Annotated in this window: 13 protein-coding genes and 1 riboswitch; of the genes, 6 read left to right on the top strand and 7 right to left on the bottom strand. The window is 55.3% G+C overall.

Features of this window, described 5'->3' with window-relative positions; all coding sequences use genetic code 11:
* Positions 1 to 47 precede the first annotated feature (47 nt).
* Positions 48 to 743: a DedA family protein gene (locus BISA_RS03275; RefSeq protein WP_033890214.1), complete on the bottom strand. Its 696-nt coding sequence runs from the start codon at positions 741 to 743 to the stop codon at positions 48 to 50.
* 38 nt (positions 744 to 781) lie between these two features.
* On the opposite strand from BISA_RS03275, the gene serB reads away from it, so the two are divergent.
* The 4 genes from serB (at position 782) to fmt (ending at position 5,899) form a co-directional block, all read left to right on the top strand.
* Complete coding sequence (gene serB, locus BISA_RS03270) at positions 782 to 1,498, top strand: phosphoserine phosphatase SerB (protein WP_033890213.1); 717 nt, start codon at positions 782 to 784, stop codon at positions 1,496 to 1,498.
* A gap of 138 nt (positions 1,499 to 1,636) precedes the next feature.
* Positions 1,637 to 3,856 (top strand): primosomal protein N', encoded by a 2,220-nt coding sequence (locus tag BISA_RS03265; RefSeq protein ID WP_033890212.1) that lies wholly within the window; start codon positions 1,637 to 1,639, stop codon positions 3,854 to 3,856.
* Between the two features lie 202 nt (positions 3,857 to 4,058).
* Complete coding sequence (locus BISA_RS03260) at positions 4,059 to 4,763, top strand: HAD family hydrolase (protein ID WP_033890211.1); 705 nt, start codon at positions 4,059 to 4,061, stop codon at positions 4,761 to 4,763.
* Positions 4,764 to 4,900: 137 nt separating this feature from the next.
* Complete coding sequence (gene fmt / locus BISA_RS03255; RefSeq protein WP_033890210.1) at positions 4,901 to 5,899, top strand: methionyl-tRNA formyltransferase; 999 nt, start codon at positions 4,901 to 4,903, stop codon at positions 5,897 to 5,899.
* A gap of 124 nt (positions 5,900 to 6,023) precedes the next feature.
* On the opposite strand, the gene BISA_RS03250 is transcribed toward fmt, so the two are convergent.
* From BISA_RS03250 to ilvD, 3 genes are all read right to left on the bottom strand, one after another.
* Positions 6,024 to 7,313 (bottom strand): ATP-binding protein, encoded by a 1,290-nt coding sequence (locus tag BISA_RS03250; protein WP_033890209.1) that lies wholly within the window; start codon positions 7,311 to 7,313, stop codon positions 6,024 to 6,026.
* Between the two features lie 320 nt (positions 7,314 to 7,633).
* Positions 7,634 to 8,047, bottom strand: a complete 414-nt coding sequence (locus BISA_RS11880) for a ClbS/DfsB family four-helix bundle protein (protein ID WP_474847054.1) — start codon at positions 8,045 to 8,047, stop codon at positions 7,634 to 7,636.
* A gap of 268 nt (positions 8,048 to 8,315) precedes the next feature.
* Positions 8,316 to 10,181 carry a dihydroxy-acid dehydratase gene (ilvD, locus tag BISA_RS03240; protein ID WP_033890207.1) on the bottom strand — a complete coding sequence of 622 codons (1,866 nt, stop codon included), beginning with the start codon at positions 10,179 to 10,181 and terminating at the stop codon, positions 8,316 to 8,318.
* 216 nt (positions 10,182 to 10,397) lie between these two features.
* Between ilvD and rpoZ the strand changes: the two genes are divergently transcribed.
* The gene (rpoZ, locus tag BISA_RS03235; RefSeq protein ID WP_033890206.1) at positions 10,398 to 10,712 is read left to right on the top strand and encodes a DNA-directed RNA polymerase subunit omega; all 315 of its coding nucleotides are present in this window, start codon (positions 10,398 to 10,400) and stop codon (positions 10,710 to 10,712) included.
* 196 nt (positions 10,713 to 10,908) lie between these two features.
* Positions 10,909 to 10,969: riboswitch (SAM riboswitch) on the top strand.
* Positions 10,965 to 12,185: a methionine adenosyltransferase gene (gene metK, locus BISA_RS03230; RefSeq protein WP_033890205.1), complete on the top strand. Its 1,221-nt coding sequence runs from the start codon at positions 10,965 to 10,967 to the stop codon at positions 12,183 to 12,185. Its footprint overlaps the riboswitch before it by 5 nt.
* Positions 12,186 to 12,273: 88 nt before the next feature.
* On the opposite strand, the gene guaD is transcribed toward metK, so the two are convergent.
* From guaD to BISA_RS03215, 3 genes are all read right to left on the bottom strand, one after another.
* Positions 12,274 to 13,641, bottom strand: a complete 1,368-nt coding sequence (guaD, locus tag BISA_RS03225) for a guanine deaminase (protein WP_033890204.1) — start codon at positions 13,639 to 13,641, stop codon at positions 12,274 to 12,276.
* A gap of 173 nt (positions 13,642 to 13,814) precedes the next feature.
* A complete protein-coding gene (locus BISA_RS03220; RefSeq protein WP_033890202.1) occupies positions 13,815 to 15,224 on the bottom strand; it encodes an MFS transporter in 1,410 nt (469 codons plus the stop codon).
* 130 nt (positions 15,225 to 15,354) lie between these two features.
* The coding region (locus tag BISA_RS03215; protein ID WP_033890200.1) for an ISL3 family transposase at positions 15,355 to 15,524 on the bottom strand (170 nt) is incomplete at its 5' end.

The raw sequence follows: 15,524 nt of genomic DNA, 5'->3' as shown, positions 1-15,524 counted from the left end.
CGACTTCCTTGATTGCACGCGCACAATGCTCCGTGCGGCTCAGCTTATTATTGTTTCCGGCTACGCACCACACTACGCACTTTGCGCGCAATGAACCAAACGATGACCACAATCACCGCGGCGATAACCACATCTTCGAACATGCCAAGCGCACCTTGAATCGAACACCATTGGTCGCCCAACAGGTATCCGGCGGACACCAGAATCGTGTTCCAGATGGCGGAGCCAAGCAACGTCCAACCGGTGAATTGCAGGAAGTTCATGCGATTGAATCCAGCGGGAATCGAAATCAGCGAGCGCACCACGGGAATCACACGGCCAATCAATACCGACCATGTGCCGTATTTGGTGAACCAGTCATTTGCTTTGCTCACATCATTGCGACTAACGCCGGGAATCTTGTCGGCGGCGCGATTGATGCGATGCAGTCCAACCCAGCGGGCAATGCCATACAGCACCCATGCACCGAGCACGGATCCGATGGTTGCCCAGATAATCGCACCGGGCAAGCTCAAGGTTCCACGTGCTGCCGTGAAACCGGCGAGTGGCAGAATCACTTCGGAAGGAATAGGCGGGAACACGGATTCGAGGGCGATGGCAAGCGCCACACCAACACCACCAATGGTTTCCATTACGGCGATAAGCCATTCAGTGATAGCACCGATCAATCCGCCATCGGATGCAGTACAGATGGGGGTGGGGTCTGCCGCGAGAGCGACGACAAGCTCAGGGGAAAAACTCATAGCGGGTATTGTCCCAAGGTTTTTCGACAATCTAAGGCATGACTGCAGAAGATGTGCACTTTGTTAACAAGTCCGATGAGACTGAGGCTGGGGATGTCTCGATGGATTTCGCGTGCCCTACGTTGAGCAAGCCAGGTCTGCTGGTAATGGATGTGGATTCCACGCTGATTGATGAAGAGGTCATCGATGAGTTGGGCGAGGCAGCCGGTAAGGGCGAGGAAATCTCTGAAGTGACCGAGCGCGCCATGCGCGGCGAGCTGGAGTTCTGTGATGCTTTGCGCGCCCGAGTGGCATTGCTGAAGGGGCTTCCGGTTTCGGTGTTCGACACTGTGCACGATAAGCTGCACTTCACTAATGGTGCTCTGGAATTGATTGACACGTTGCATGCGCATGGTTGGAAGGTCGGCGTGGTGTCTGGTGGCTTCCATGAGGTTGTGGATAGGCTTGCCGCTGAAGGCAATATTGATTTGTGGATTGCGAATCGTCTGGAAACTGCGGACGGTCAGCTTACCGGCAATGTGCTCGGTGAGATTGTCTGCAAAACCGTTAAACTGCACGCGCTGAAGGCTTGGGCTGAGCGTCTTGGTGTGCCGATGAGCCAGACGGTGGCTGTTGGCGATGGTGCGAATGATATTCCGATGATTCAGGCTGCGGGGCTTGGCTTGGCGTTCTGTGCTAAGCCGAAAACGCAGCTTGCCGCCGATGAGGCCATCAATACGCGCGATTTGCGTCTAGTACTCGACTACCTGAGGTAGTCCTCACTTATGGCTCCCCTTGTCAGGGGAGCTGTCGGCAATGCCGACTGAGGGGTAGTCATTGCGGCGGCTTTCATGAGCTTGCTTATCTCAAGGAAAATATTTTCCCTGACACGAATCCCCGCTTATAGTGGTGCCATGACTTTTGAGGGTGCTGAACAGTTGGCGTTTGCGGGGCTTGCCCCACGCAAACGCCGCAAACGTGCGCCCGCGGAGCATACGCCTGCCGAACATAATCCCATTGCCCAGGTGGTGTTGGAAGTGCAGGCTCTGCATTTAGGGCAGACGTTCGATTACCTCATTGATGAGAAAGACAGTGATGCCGCGCAACCCGGCGTGCTGGTTCGCGTACGGTTCGGCGGGCAACGCGTCAATGGCATTATCTGGGACCGTGTGGCCACCAGCGCTACACCGCGTTCTTCTCTGCGCTATCTGGAACGTGTGATGAGCCCGGATGTGCTGGTTCCTGCTTCAATGCGGGAAGATATTGCGCTTATCGCCAAGGCATACGGCGGCACTCGTGCGAATATTCTACGTTTCGCCGTTCCTCCGCGCGTGGCCAAAGTCGAGGCGGAACAACGGCTAGCGGCATCGTTCACTCGTCAACTCGGCCCGCAGGTTGCCAAAGGTGCTGAACAGGGGTACAAGCGAATTAGCACTTATTATGGTGACGCCCATGTGCTGCAGGAATCGCTTATCGGCAATCGATTCCAATCGTTCGTGTTTGATCTGATGCCCGGCGCACAGGAATGGCAGAAGGATATGGCGTGGATGGTGGCCACGGCATTGAACGCAGGCAAGTGCGCCGTCGTGGAGTTACCGACCATGCGGGAAGTGAACGATCTGCTTACCGTGCTGCGCAATTATGGTTTGATGCCGTTTGCCCCGGCCGCAAACGGCGGCTGGGTGGGCGATGTAGCCGTGCTTAACGCTGAGGCCATGCCCGCCGCCGATCGATACCGTACCTATCTGGCGGTGGCATTGGGCCAGGTGAAAGTGGTGATTGGTACACGCGCCGTAGCGTATGCGCCGGTTGAAGGACCTGCACTGTTTGCGATTCTTGAGGATGCCGCCTATCAGAACATGGATGGCATGATGCCATATCCGCAGGCTCGTGGTGTGATGCGATTGCGAGCCAAGGCTCATGGTGGCGTATTTGTGGCTATGGCCAATGCTCGTACACCGCAAAGCCACTGGGAAAATACCGGGCCGGATACAGTGGAGACCCCAGTGAGCGGATTTTCCACGGCGGTTCATCCATTGGCCTCTCCGCTGAAGGATTCGACGCCGTGGGTACGTTGGCTGAATCGTGAGGAATTGACTCGACTTGCTGATCCCACTATCGGGGCACGCGTGCCGCATACTGCCGTACGTGTGCTCAGCAAGGCTTTGGAAAGCGGCCCCGTGCTGCTTTCCATTCCGCAGGACAGCATGAGCGAGACCTTAAGTTGCGCGAAATGCCACCGGCAAGCTCGGTGCCCGAAATGTGCCGGACCATTGCAATTACCGTCAGATCGGTCGGATAGCACACCGCGATGCCGTTGGTGCGGTGCTCCGACGCTGAATTGGGAGTGCCCGGCCTGCAAGCATGAGCGTATGCGGGTGGTGCGGGTGGGCGCGGCTGGCACCGCGCAGGAGCTCGCCGGCCTGTTCCGCGGTGTTCCGGTGGTGGTGTCTAGCAAAGCGCGAGGCCTGGTGGCGGATGTGCCGTTCAAGCCGATGATTGTTATTGCCACGCCCGGATTCGAGCCACGCGTGCGCCCGGTAGAAGCTTCACAGGGTGCGGCGGGGCGCGAATATCGTGCCGTGGCGATTCTCGACGCGTGGACGAGTCTGTATGCTTTGGGCGTGGATGCCCGCTTGGATACGCTGACCGCATGGATGCGTGCGGTTTCGCTGTGCGCACCGAGGTCTCGTGAGGGTCAAGCGCTGATTCTGGGTGAAACGGATCCTGCGATAGCGCAATCGTTGATGGTGTGGGATTCACGCATTCTTGCCGCCAAAGATATGGAGGAGCGCGTGGAAACCGGCATGCCACCTGCTGTGGCAGCGGCTTGCATATGGGGCCGGCGTGATGCTGTGATGACGCTGATGCAACGTATCGGTGCGCTCAGTGGCGACTGGGCTGTATGCGGTGAACTGCCTGGCATGTTGGGTCCGGTTCCTATTCCCCAGCCGGAAACTGTGGATGCTCGCGAATTGGAGGCCACAGCCGATCGTGTGAAAGCTGTGGTGCGTGTGCCGCAAACCGAGCGTGCTGAACTTGCCGAACGCTTGCAGCAGGAAACGGCCCGCCATGTGGCGGCGCGTGAACCGGGCGAATTGCGGTTCCGAGTCGATCCAAAGGATTTGATTTAGGTTCTGGTAAACCAAGATTGACACGACTCCGGAGAACTACCCCTCAGTCGGCTTCGCCGCCAGCTCCCCTGACAAGGGGAGCCAAAATTAAGGGGGCATGTCAATTTTGGTTTAATAGAGCCTTGATTTATGGCGCAGCAGTCGCCTACACATGGAACCATAGAATCTGATACATATCCACTACTACAGGAAAGAGGCTGTAATGAAGGGTTGGCCCGGAGAGCCGGATATGGAATACGACGTGCTGGTTGCGGACGGCGAGGCAGCCGCCAATGCCGGCAAACCAATTACCAATGTGATTTTCGACTTCGGCAATGTGCTGATTTACTGGGATCCGGCAGCCGTGCTCATCCCCCGCTATAGCCAGAAGACCATCGACGAATTCTTGGATAACGATATTTCCGGTTTCTATGATGTCAACGATCTGATGGATGGCGGCATGAGTACCGACGAGGCCATCGCCATCATGCGCAAGGATAAAGGCGATAAGTGGGCGGATATTCTGCAGTACTACATTGATAACTTCCGTGATTCACTGACCGGTATTGTGCCGGGCGCGCGCGTGCTGGTCAATGATCTGAAGGCTGCCGGCATTGGTGTATGGGGCCTAAGCAACTGGGAGGCCAGTCTGTTCCATGTGGCTGAGGAACAGTGCGATATACTGCAGCAGCTGGATGGCAAGTTGGTTTCTGGTTTCGTCAAGCTGCGCAAACCGCATAAGGAGATTTATGAGGCTGCGTTGAAGGAGTTCGGCATCAAGGCAGAAGGTGCCGTGTTCATTGACGATAAAGCTATGAACATCGTGGGCTCCAATGCCGTGGGCATTCGTGGCGTGCGCTTCCAAGATCCGGTGAAGCTTCGTCAACTGCTTATCGCCAACGGTGTCAACATTCCAGCTGTTCAATAGATCACAATAAGGTTGAATTAACGCCGACTTCTGGCTCCCCTCTCTCTGAGTGAGGGGAGCTGTCAGCAAAGCTGACTGAAGGGGAGCTCGATACGGCGATATCATGGCATGATTCGTCATGCATCGTAAGGAGATTTATGCTGAAACTGGTGTTCGCAGGTACCCCTGATGTGGCCGTGCCTTCGCTGAAGGCGTTCGCCACTGACCCGCGCTTCAACGTGGTGGGTGTGATTACCCGCCCGGATGCGCCTACCGGTCGTGGCCGCAAACTGATGCCCAGCCCGGTGAAGGCGACGGCATTGGAATTAGGACTGCCGATCATCGATTCCAAGCCGCGCTCCCCCGAGTTCTTGGATGCGTTGAACGCTCTAGGCGCGGATATCGCCGCCGTCATCGCCTATGGCAATATTCTGCCGAAGAACGTGCTTGATGCGGTACCGATGGGCTGGTACAACCTGCACTTCTCCAATCTGCCGAAGTGGCGTGGCGCTGCACCGGCGCAGCGCGCCATCTGGGCAGGAGACGCCACCACTGGTGCCGATGTGTTCAAGGTGGGCGAAGGCTTGGATGATGGCCCGATCGTAGCCTCGATGACAGTGGCACTTACTGGACGCGAGACTTCCGGCGAACTGCTTGAGCGTTTGGCGGAGGAAGGTGCACCCATGTATGTGGATGCGCTAGCCGCTGTTGGCGATGGCACAGCCACGTTCACACCGCAGCCAGCCGAAGGCCTGGAATACGCGCACAAGATCACCGTGGAAGACGCACGCATCAACTGGGCTGATTCGGCTGAGGCCATTGACCGTCAGATTCGTGCCTGCACCCCGCATCCCGGCGCTTGGACCAAGTTGTATGCAGAAGGCTTGCCGGAAACCGCAGACACCGAATCTGTAGGGGCTGCCGCTCAGCCGCTCACGCTGCATGTGCTCACCGCACAGCTGGCTGATAGTACCCATCCGAACACCCCCACCGACTTGCAGCCCGGCGAAATCAAAGCCGGTAAGAAGAACGTCTGGGTCGGCACCGGCACCACAGCACTGGAACTCACTCAGGTCAAGGCGCAGGGCAAGAAAGCCATGCGCGCCGCCGACTGGGCCCGCGGCGCTCGCCTCAGCGAATCCGCCTGCGCGAGGTAGTGGCTTCCCATATCGTTGTGCAGTCAGAGCGATCACACATCTTCCACCTCTCTGACTGTACATGTTCCACCGCTGGAACCTTATGATCTGTTCCAGTAGCTCAACATTAATCAGCACGCACCAATCAGGCTCCAAGTAGCGTGATCGGCACTACATATACGCCTTCCGGTGTTTTTCTGGCGAACAAACCATTGCCAACAATCACCATCAGGAAAGACGGTTCCTGCTGCTGTGAGTAAGGGTTAGCCATGATGGTGTTCCGCACTTTGATAAGTGAATCCACACCTTCCTGAGCTTTGTTCTCACCGAGTTTGATTTCGACCGCAGCCCATCGGCCATCCGCCAATTCAATAATGGCATCTGCCTCCAGACCTTTGTCATCACGATAGAAATAGACTTTGGGATGCTCGATGCCTACCCAAGCGGAGGCATAAACCAGCAGGTCACGAATCACCAGATTTTCAAACATGTCTCCGAAGACCTGACCATTGGTCAACAAGCGAGAAGGATTCATACCCAATGCCGAAACCGCAAGTGAAGGATCCACAAAATATCGTTTGGACTTCACACGCATTCGGTTCCGCGCTTTGATAGGAGCATCCCAACTCGGCAATTCCTCAATAAGGAATTCACGAATCAACATGTCAACATAACTGGTAGTAGTGGATCGAGCCGGCTCAGTATCAGCTGCCTCGTCAGCCGCATACAGGTCTCTGCTCAACGTTTTTACGGTGGCAGCTTTCGTGTTGTTTCGAGCCAGCGACATGATGATACGTCGGGTCAGTTCCGGGTTCTTCCCCATTCGAGGCGCATTATCCTCGCATACAGCTTCAAGATACTGCTGCGGAATATATAAAGCGCTTTCAAGATCCCTGTCCAATGAGGCCGGCCACCCTCCACGGCAAGTCCACTCCGCGATTTGTGCCAACGACGTTTGCGTGGATGCAGGCTCGAAATCCTCCTCAAACAACCGCCGCAACGAGACTGCACCAGTGGAAAGACCCTGCTCATACAAGCTCATTGGACGCATACGCAAATGAGCAATCCGTCCGGCACCACTATGCTCATACTGCTCCAATGGAGGAGCGCTTGATCCAGTGAGCAGGTATTGTCCAGCACGATTGGCTGTCTGATCAATTGCATGACGGACGGCATCACGTACAGCAGGAACAGTCTGCCACTCATCAATCAGATGTGGCTGATCACCGATAAGCGGCATGGTTGGATCTGCTTCGGCTAAAGGACGAACACGATAATCATCAAGCCCGGTAACACTATTGGCATGCGACAGCGCGCACCATGTCTTGCCGCACCATTTCGCACCGTCGATCTGCACCGCTCCAAACACATTGAGCATTTTCGAAACAGGCGTATCAAGCAGCCTCGGCCTATATTCATCCGGCTTGAGTGTCATATCCCCAACTCCATCTTACATTTTATACCATTTTCATCTTACATTTTACACCATTCTGACTGTACATTTTCCACCAGTTCGATTGGACATTTTGCACCGCTTTCTTTGACGCACTTGCTCAGGCTATGGGCAAATGATCATCCGTCATCATCTCTTGATTGGTATTGCTTAGGCTCCTACTTCATTAGACACATCAACATCCTTATCTATCGATTTGCCTAATTCCGTACTGCAATAATGATGTACTTAAATACGGATGCGAAGTACCGCTTTGCAACAATCAGATTCATCAATCATTATTGATGCGTGTTATGCAAAATCTATAGCACTATCTTTTTCCATTTTCTGATTTTTGTTCTAAAGGTCCCAAATGGTGCGACAGTATTCACATGTATGAACTTATAGACTTCCCACACTGCTGTTTTAGTTGCTTCATCAGCCCATTTCCTCATATGTGGAGCAAATAATTCCTCTTCGCTCATAGAATCAATCAATGCATATAAAGAATTAACGTTTTCTTCTAATTGAGCTTTTAAAGCATTGAGCGATAAATGAGCGTACTCATCATTAAACCACTGGTATAGCTCACCAAGCTGATTCCATTTAAAATCATCCGATGGAGTATGTACTTGGAGTCCGTTTCTTTCATCCTTTTCCCACTTAAGGACCAACGTCGTCCATCCAACTTGATAAGCGAGGTTCTCAGCCGGAGTCCTATCAACGTTATCGACTATCTTATCTTTTAAAGATTCCGGTATATTATCAAATTCTGAAATATATTTTTCAAATGATTTTTTTTATTTCAGCTTTGAGTTCCTCTTTATTTGCATATATTCTCACATAAACACCTTTTACAAATTCATAGTCTCTTCAACATACGATACAAAAATAGCCTTTCGCGACTTGGCGAAAGGCTATTGCAGTGTTCCTGTGGAACTACCTCTCAGGCGGTTTCACCGCCAGCTCCCCTGACAAGAGGAGCCGGAAATGTCCCAATACCTATCAGGCGAGGCCGGAGAGCTTGTTGATCAGGTCAGGATCTCGCGTAGCACCCTTGTCGGCGGAGCGGGCGAAGGCGGCGTAGGCCTTCAGCGCCTGAGAGACCTTGCGGTCGCGGTGAGCCACGTAGCCGTCGCCGGCTTCGAGCTCAGCACGGCGCTCGGCCAGCTGCTCGTCGGTCAGCTCCACGTTCACCGAACGGTTCTCGATATCGATGTTGATGATGTCGCCGTTCTTGATGAGTGCGATCGGGCCCTTGTTGGCAGCCTCAGGAGCAATATGGCCGATGGCCAGGCCGGAGGAGCCACCAGAGTAGCGGCCATCAGTGAGCATAGCCACCTGCTTGCCGATGCCCTTGCCCTTGACGAAGGAGGTCGGGTACAGCATTTCCTGCATGCCCGGGCCGCCCTTCGGGCCTTCGTAACGAATCACCAGAGCCATGCCGGGCTTCAGGGTGTCGTCCAGAATCACCTTAATGGCTTCTTCCTGGGATTCGACCACCAGAGCCGGTCCGCGGAACTTCCAAATCTCCTGCGGCACGCCTGCGGTCTTCACTACGCAGCCGTCAGGAGCCAGGTTGCCACGCAGCACGGCGAGGCCGCCCTCGTGAATCTCCGGGTGGTTGATGTCGTGGATGGCACCGTTCTCGCGGTCGGTATCGAGCGTGTCGAACAGGGTGGTGTGCGTCCACGGCTCCGGGGAGATGATGTGGCCAGGAGCGGCCTTGTACATCTGCTTGGCTTCCTCAGTGCAGGTTGGGCGCATGATGTCCCAATCGTTGAGCTTGTCCTCAAGGGTCGGGTAGTCAATGGAGTGCACGTTGCGGTGCAGCTTGCCGGCACGGTCGAGCTCGCCCAGAATGCCGGTGATACCGCCTGCGCGGTGAACATCGGAAATCTCCCACTTGCCGGACGGCGAAGCCTTGCAGATGCACGGCACAGTGTGGGAAATACGCTCGATATCATCCAGAGTGAAGTCCACGTCTGCGGACTGGGCCATTGCCAGGATGTGCAGCACGGTGTTGGTGGAACCGCCCATAGCCACATCCATAGTCATGGCGTTCTCGAAGGCTTCCTTGGTGGCGATGGAGCGCGGCAGCACAGAGTCATCGTCATCGCGGTAGTACTGGTTAGCAATCTTGACCACCTGTTCGGCAGCACGCTTGAACAGGTCCTTACGGTAGGAGTGGGAGGCCAGAATCGTACCATTGCCTGGCAGTGCCAGACCGATGGCCTCGGTCAGGCAGTTCATCGAGTTGGCGGTGAACATGCCGGCGCAGGAACCGCAGGTCGGGCAGACGGTCTTCTCATAGTTGAGCAGATCCTCTTCGGAGACGTTGTCGTCTGCGGAGGCGTACATCACGGAAATCAAATCCGTGTTCTTCTTAACGGTACCGTCAGCGAGCACGGTGGTGCCGGCTTCCATCGGGCCGCCGGACACGAACACAGTCGGGATGTTGAGTCGCAGTGCAGCCATCAGCATGCCCGGCACAACCTTGTCGCAGTTCGGGATGCAGATCAGAGCGTCAGCGCAGTGAGCGTTGCACTGGTATTCAACAGTATCGGCGATGATATCGCGGGAAGGCAGGGAGTAGAGCATACCGGTGTGGCCCATAGCGATACCGTCATCCACGGCCATCGTATTGAACTCGCGGGGAATGCCGCCAGCTTCCTTGATGGCTTCGGAGACGATACGACCCACCTTGTTCAGGTGAACATGGCCAGGCAGGAACTCATCGAAAGAGTTCGCGATGGCGATGATGGGCTTCTTGCCCATGTCGTCGCCGCTGACGCCAGCGGCACGATACAGGGCGCGCGCGCCTGCGAAGACGCGGCCGGACATGAGTTTTGCAGATCGCATTTCAGTCATAACCCCATTCAAGCCCTTGCATGGGACACGGCTCTTGTCAAGAGTCGAATAATGGAATTTTCGAAAATGTAACCTTTTTCACACCCAGCCACGGCACTTCTTATGTCTCAAACTGGTAAGTAGGCAAAGCTGACGGACGATTGGCCTGAAGTCCCGCCACAAGGCTACACTTGCTTCGGTTGAGATAGATTTTCCAACGTTTGGAGACACATACTTATGGCAGAAGATACCGAGGTCAAGGGTAACGAGGCATTCGGCACTGACCCGCACCCCACCGGTCTTGCAAATCCGCCGATTGACGACCTGATGAAGCACGCCGACTCCAAGTACGCGCTGGCCATTTTCGCCGCCAAGCGCGCGCGTCAGATCAACTCCTACTTCACCCAGCTCAACGAGGGTCTGCTGCAGAACGTTGGCCCGCTGGTGGAATACCAGAACAACGAAAAGCCGCTGTCCATCGCATTCCGCGAAATCGACGAGGGCCTGCTCGAGGAAACCTTGGGTGAGGACGACGTCAACGAGGGCAACTGATCGACCTTCGCTCCTTCGAGGGAAACTATTGGTGTAAGGCACATCACTCGCTGATTTTCAGCCGACACACTTGCCTTGCTCACATCAATAGACTATAAATCGAACAAGAGCAAACATGCACAGGGCTCGCGCCACCGCGCTGGTTGGCACGAGCCCTTTTGTTATGTCCGCTCTGCTGTATCAACAATTGAAGAACCGTATCATTGTGCCTCGCATTTCAGCGGGGCGATAAGTCCTAACGAAAGGGATGATATGACTGAAGAGAAGCGGCTTATTTCCGCAGAATCCGTAACCGAAGGCCACCCTGACAAGGTTTGCGATCAAATCTCCGACGCCATTTTGGATGATTTGCTTGCCCAAGACCCCACCAGCCATGTAGCTGTTGAGACTTCCGCTGCAACCGGCGTATTCCTGGTATTCGGCGAGGTTACCTCCGAGGGTTACTGCGATGTGCAATCCAAGGTCCGCGAAACCCTGCGTAATATTGGCTACACTTCCTCCGAAGTAGGCCTCGACGCTGATTCCTGTGGCGTTATCGTTGCCATCACCGGCCAGAGCGCTGAAATCAATCAGGGTGTTTCCCGTCTTTCCGCTGCTCAGGAAACCGCAGCAAGCCGTGAAGAGCGTTATGAGGCTCAGGGTGCCGGCGATCAGGGCGTGATGTTCGGATACGCCACCGATGAGACTCCTGTCTTGATGCCGTTGCCAATTTATCTGGCGCATCGCCTCGCGTTCCGCCTGACCGAAGTGCGTAAGTCCGGTGAAGTGCCGCATCTGCGCCCGGATGGCAAGACTCAGGTCACCGTGGAATACGATGACAACGACAAGCCGGTTCGTCTGGACACCGTGCTGATTTCCACCCAGCATGATCCTGAGGCTACTCACGAATGGCTTGAGGCTCAGCTCAAGGAGCACGTCATCGATCCGGTATTGAAGGACGTGCTTGGCGACAAGGTGCCGTACGAAGGCTACCGTCAGCTGGTCAATCCTACTGGATCCTTCATTCTCGGCGGCCCGGCAGCCGATGCAGGTCTGACTGGCCGTAAGATCATCGTGGATACCTACGGTGGTGCCGCTCACCACGGTGGTGGCGCGTTCTCCGGCAAGGATCCTTCCAAGGTGGATCGTTCCGCCGCATATGCCACCCGCTGGGTCGCGAAGAACATCGTGGCCGCAGGTCTTGCACATAAGGCCGAGGTCCAGGTGGCCTATGCTATCGGCGTGGCCGACCCGGTGTCCATTAATGTGGAGACTTTCGGCACCGAGCAGGGCGTGACCCGTGGCCAGATTGCCGCCGCTGTGCGTAAGGTATTCGATCTACGTCCGGCAGCCATTATCGACGAGCTTGATCTGAAGCGTCCGATCTATTTGAAGACCGCCGCTTATGGTCACTTTGGTCGCACCGATGTTGAATTCCCGTGGGAGCGCACCAATAAGGTGGACGAGCTCAAGGCTGCCATCGCCGCTGAGTAACACGCGCTAAAACAAAGTGCATCTCGCTCCCCTCATAGAGAGGAGCCAAAAACGAGTAATGGCCTTCCTTATCGGAAGGCCATTACTGTTATTTACTTACCACCTCACGGCCCTGAACCCAGACAGTACGAATGTTCTCCGGTACAGCAAGGTTCACAATCTTTTGGAAGATATCTGAAGTTGGCTCATTGTCCTCGAAAATAGGCAGACGAGCGCTCGGGAACTTGGTATCGACCACTTGAGCGTCCCAAGCATATCCGGCTTCCAAGCGTCCAATCGGCAAGCCCAGAGATTCGCCGCCACCGGCAGTAGCCACATAGAACGCATTGTTCAAGGTCAGGGCACTGTTCGCCACTCCCCTCTCCCCTGCTGCCAAATCACGATTCACACCGGTTTCCAGCATGCGCGAGGATGTCACTGCCTGACGAATTGCGCCATACAAGTCCGGATTGTATCCACCGGAAATATCACTGCCTATTGCCACATGCATACCGGCATCCAAGTAACGGCGAATCGGCGCCACCGATCCGGCAAAGAACGCGTTGGAAAGCGGGCAATGCACAGCCACCGCACCGGTTTGCGCATATACTTCCATATCCTCTTCGGACAGATACACGCTATGCGCCAGAATGCTGCGGTCGGTCAGCAATCCGAACTCATGCAGCATATGCGTATCGCTTTTGCCATAGCGCTCGTACGCGTAACCATGCTCCCAATCGCTTTCGCTGCAATGGGTTTGAATGTAGGCCACATCATGATAATGCGCGGCCAGTTCACCAAGCCCGCGCAATGCCTCATCCGTGCAACTGGGAATGAATCGCGGGGTGATTACCGGGTACACGCCCTGCACACTGCTCTGGCTGAGTTCGGCGACTTCTTCGATGAACCGCTCTGTCTCCTCGATAGCCGCCTGAGCGGAAGCATCACGATAATATTCCGGATTAGCTTCAGGGTCATCCATCACCACCTTGCCCACCAAAGCGCGCTGGCCGAGCCGGACGGCTTCCTGAGCTAATACCAGAGAACCCTTGCGGTCAACGGTGGCGTAATAGGATGCCGTAGTGGTGCCGGTAGAGAGCATGCGGCTCACCAAATCCTCATACACCTTGTGAGCAAAAGCCTCATCAGCGAATTTGGCTTCTGTGGGGAACGTGTATTTGCCGAGCCAGACCTCCAACGGCTCATCCAATCCGGTACCGTCCTGCGCCCATTGCGGAGCATGAACATGCAGGTCGATGAAGCCCGGCAGCAGATAGGAGCCTTCGGCAATAGCATGATAGATGCCACGTTCCTGTGCTTGCGCTCGCTCCGCTTGGTACCGTTCATCATCTGGTTCCAATACTGATTGAATGATGCCATGCTCATCAATCAGAAATAGCGAGTGATCGAAATACTGTACGTCATCGCGAGTGCGCGAAGTGAAACCTGAACCTTCAATGGCTAAGGTAATCGTCATTGATTATCTCCTTAATATATGTAAAATTCCCCCTCAGTCAGCTTCGCCGACAGCTCCACTCTTCAGAGGGGAGCCCAATTGGGGTATTGCCGTATTTACTGCAGGTGAGAAAAGGCTCGCATACGAACTGGAGAGAACCAATTTGTATGCGAGCCCTTCAATCAGTTGAACTATCAGTTCTGGCTGTAGATCTTCTTGCGGAAGAGGAGGAACACGATCAGGCCGAGCAGCATTACGCCACCGCCGATCAGGAGCAGATTGGCGTAGCCGGCAGCCGCACCGATGGCACCAGTGATGCTGGAGCCGGCCAACGACTGGGAGCCCATCAGGCCGCCGATAACGGTGATGCCGATGGAAGCGGTGACGTTCATCACCAAATCGTTCATGCCCACGCCACGGCCGGATTCACTCTGCGGCAAGGTGTCGATCACGGTGGAAACCACCGGGGAGTAGAGCAGACCCACACCGCAGTAGAACAGGCATGCGGTGAGCGTGAGCACCAGGAAGCCAGCGTTGACAGCCAAGGCTGCGGTCACGAAGCCGGCAATCATCAGACATGCGGCGGTGATCAGTGCTGGCTGGCGACCGATCTTGCCGATAATCCAACCGGAGGAAGTGCCGACCACTGCAGCGCACACGAAGGCCCACACAATGTAGGTGGAAACCTGTGCGGTGGTCATGCCGTAGACGGAGGTGCCGATGGCGTTGAACAGCGGGGAGATGCAGTAGTTGGTGAAGTAGAACACCAGAATCAGGCTGATGGCAGCCAACCAACGGGTGTTCTTGAAGAACTCCGGGGTGATGAACGGGTTGGCGGCCTTGTGGATGTACACGGCGAAGATGGCGAACAGCACCACGGCCACGGCGAGCATCCACCATGCCATGTAGGAGAAGAACAGGGTGAGGAACGCGCTGGCCAAACCGAAGATGGTGAAGCCAAGCCAGTCAACGTGTTCGTTGCCGCCCTGACGGCCCGGCAGGTTCTTGAGCAGGGTCGGCAGGAAGAAGATGGTCACCACAGGGATGAGGAACAGGTACTGCCATGCGATGGAGCTCAGCACACCGGCTGCGAACACGCCAATGGAGGCAGACAGCTGGTAGGCGGCGGTGTACAGGCCGAAGAAGATGACCTTAAGCGACGGCTTCAGGTACTTGGTGGCGATGACCAGGAACACGGAACCGGCGACCTGTTCACCTGCGGTTTGCAGCACACGAGCAATAATCACGGTCCAGATGTTCGCGGTAAAGAAGAAGTTCGCCACGAAGCCGAACAGGGAACCGACGAGCAGGGTCACGAGGCCGGCGACGACCAGTCGCTTCAGGGAAACGAAATCACCAAGAGAACCGTAGATAAAGCAGACGATGCCGAGCACCAATGATGGGAATGCGGTAATCAGCGAAGCCTGTGCCGGAGCTCCTACATCTTCACCAACCTGGGTGAACACCAGGTTGAAGCCCTGCAGGCACAGGGTGCCGAGGATGAATGTGATCAGCAGCAGAATCAGCGCCTTGATGGCCATCTTGTTGCTGGTTTCCGGGTCAGTCCACGGGTCTGCAACCGGAGTTGTAGTGGTTTGTGTCATTATTTTCTTCCTTTATTTCTTTCTCTCCATTAGGGGAAGTTTGGAAAATGTCACTCGGCGTTCTTGGCGAGGCCGGTGATGCGGGTCATGAATTCATTTGGCCTTTCGCTGTTTGGTGTGGGTGGGTCTGTCAGGTGGTGACGGTGCTGAGGTCGAGTTTGCCGCAGGTCAGGTAGATCATGGTGCTGAAGTAGCCCATGTTCTTGAATCCGCGGGCTCGGGTCTTGACGTTCTGGATGACGCTGTTGAGTCCTTCGAGGATCGCGTTGGTGTAGGGGTGGTCGAAGTAGGCGAGGAGTC

It is taken from the genome of Bifidobacterium saguini DSM 23967 (genome assembly GCF_000741715.1).
Taxonomy (GTDB): Bacteria; Actinomycetota; Actinomycetes; order Actinomycetales; family Bifidobacteriaceae; genus Bifidobacterium; species Bifidobacterium saguini.
Note: the sequence above shows the minus strand (reverse complement) of the source record. Positions and strands in the feature narration are given on the sequence as shown.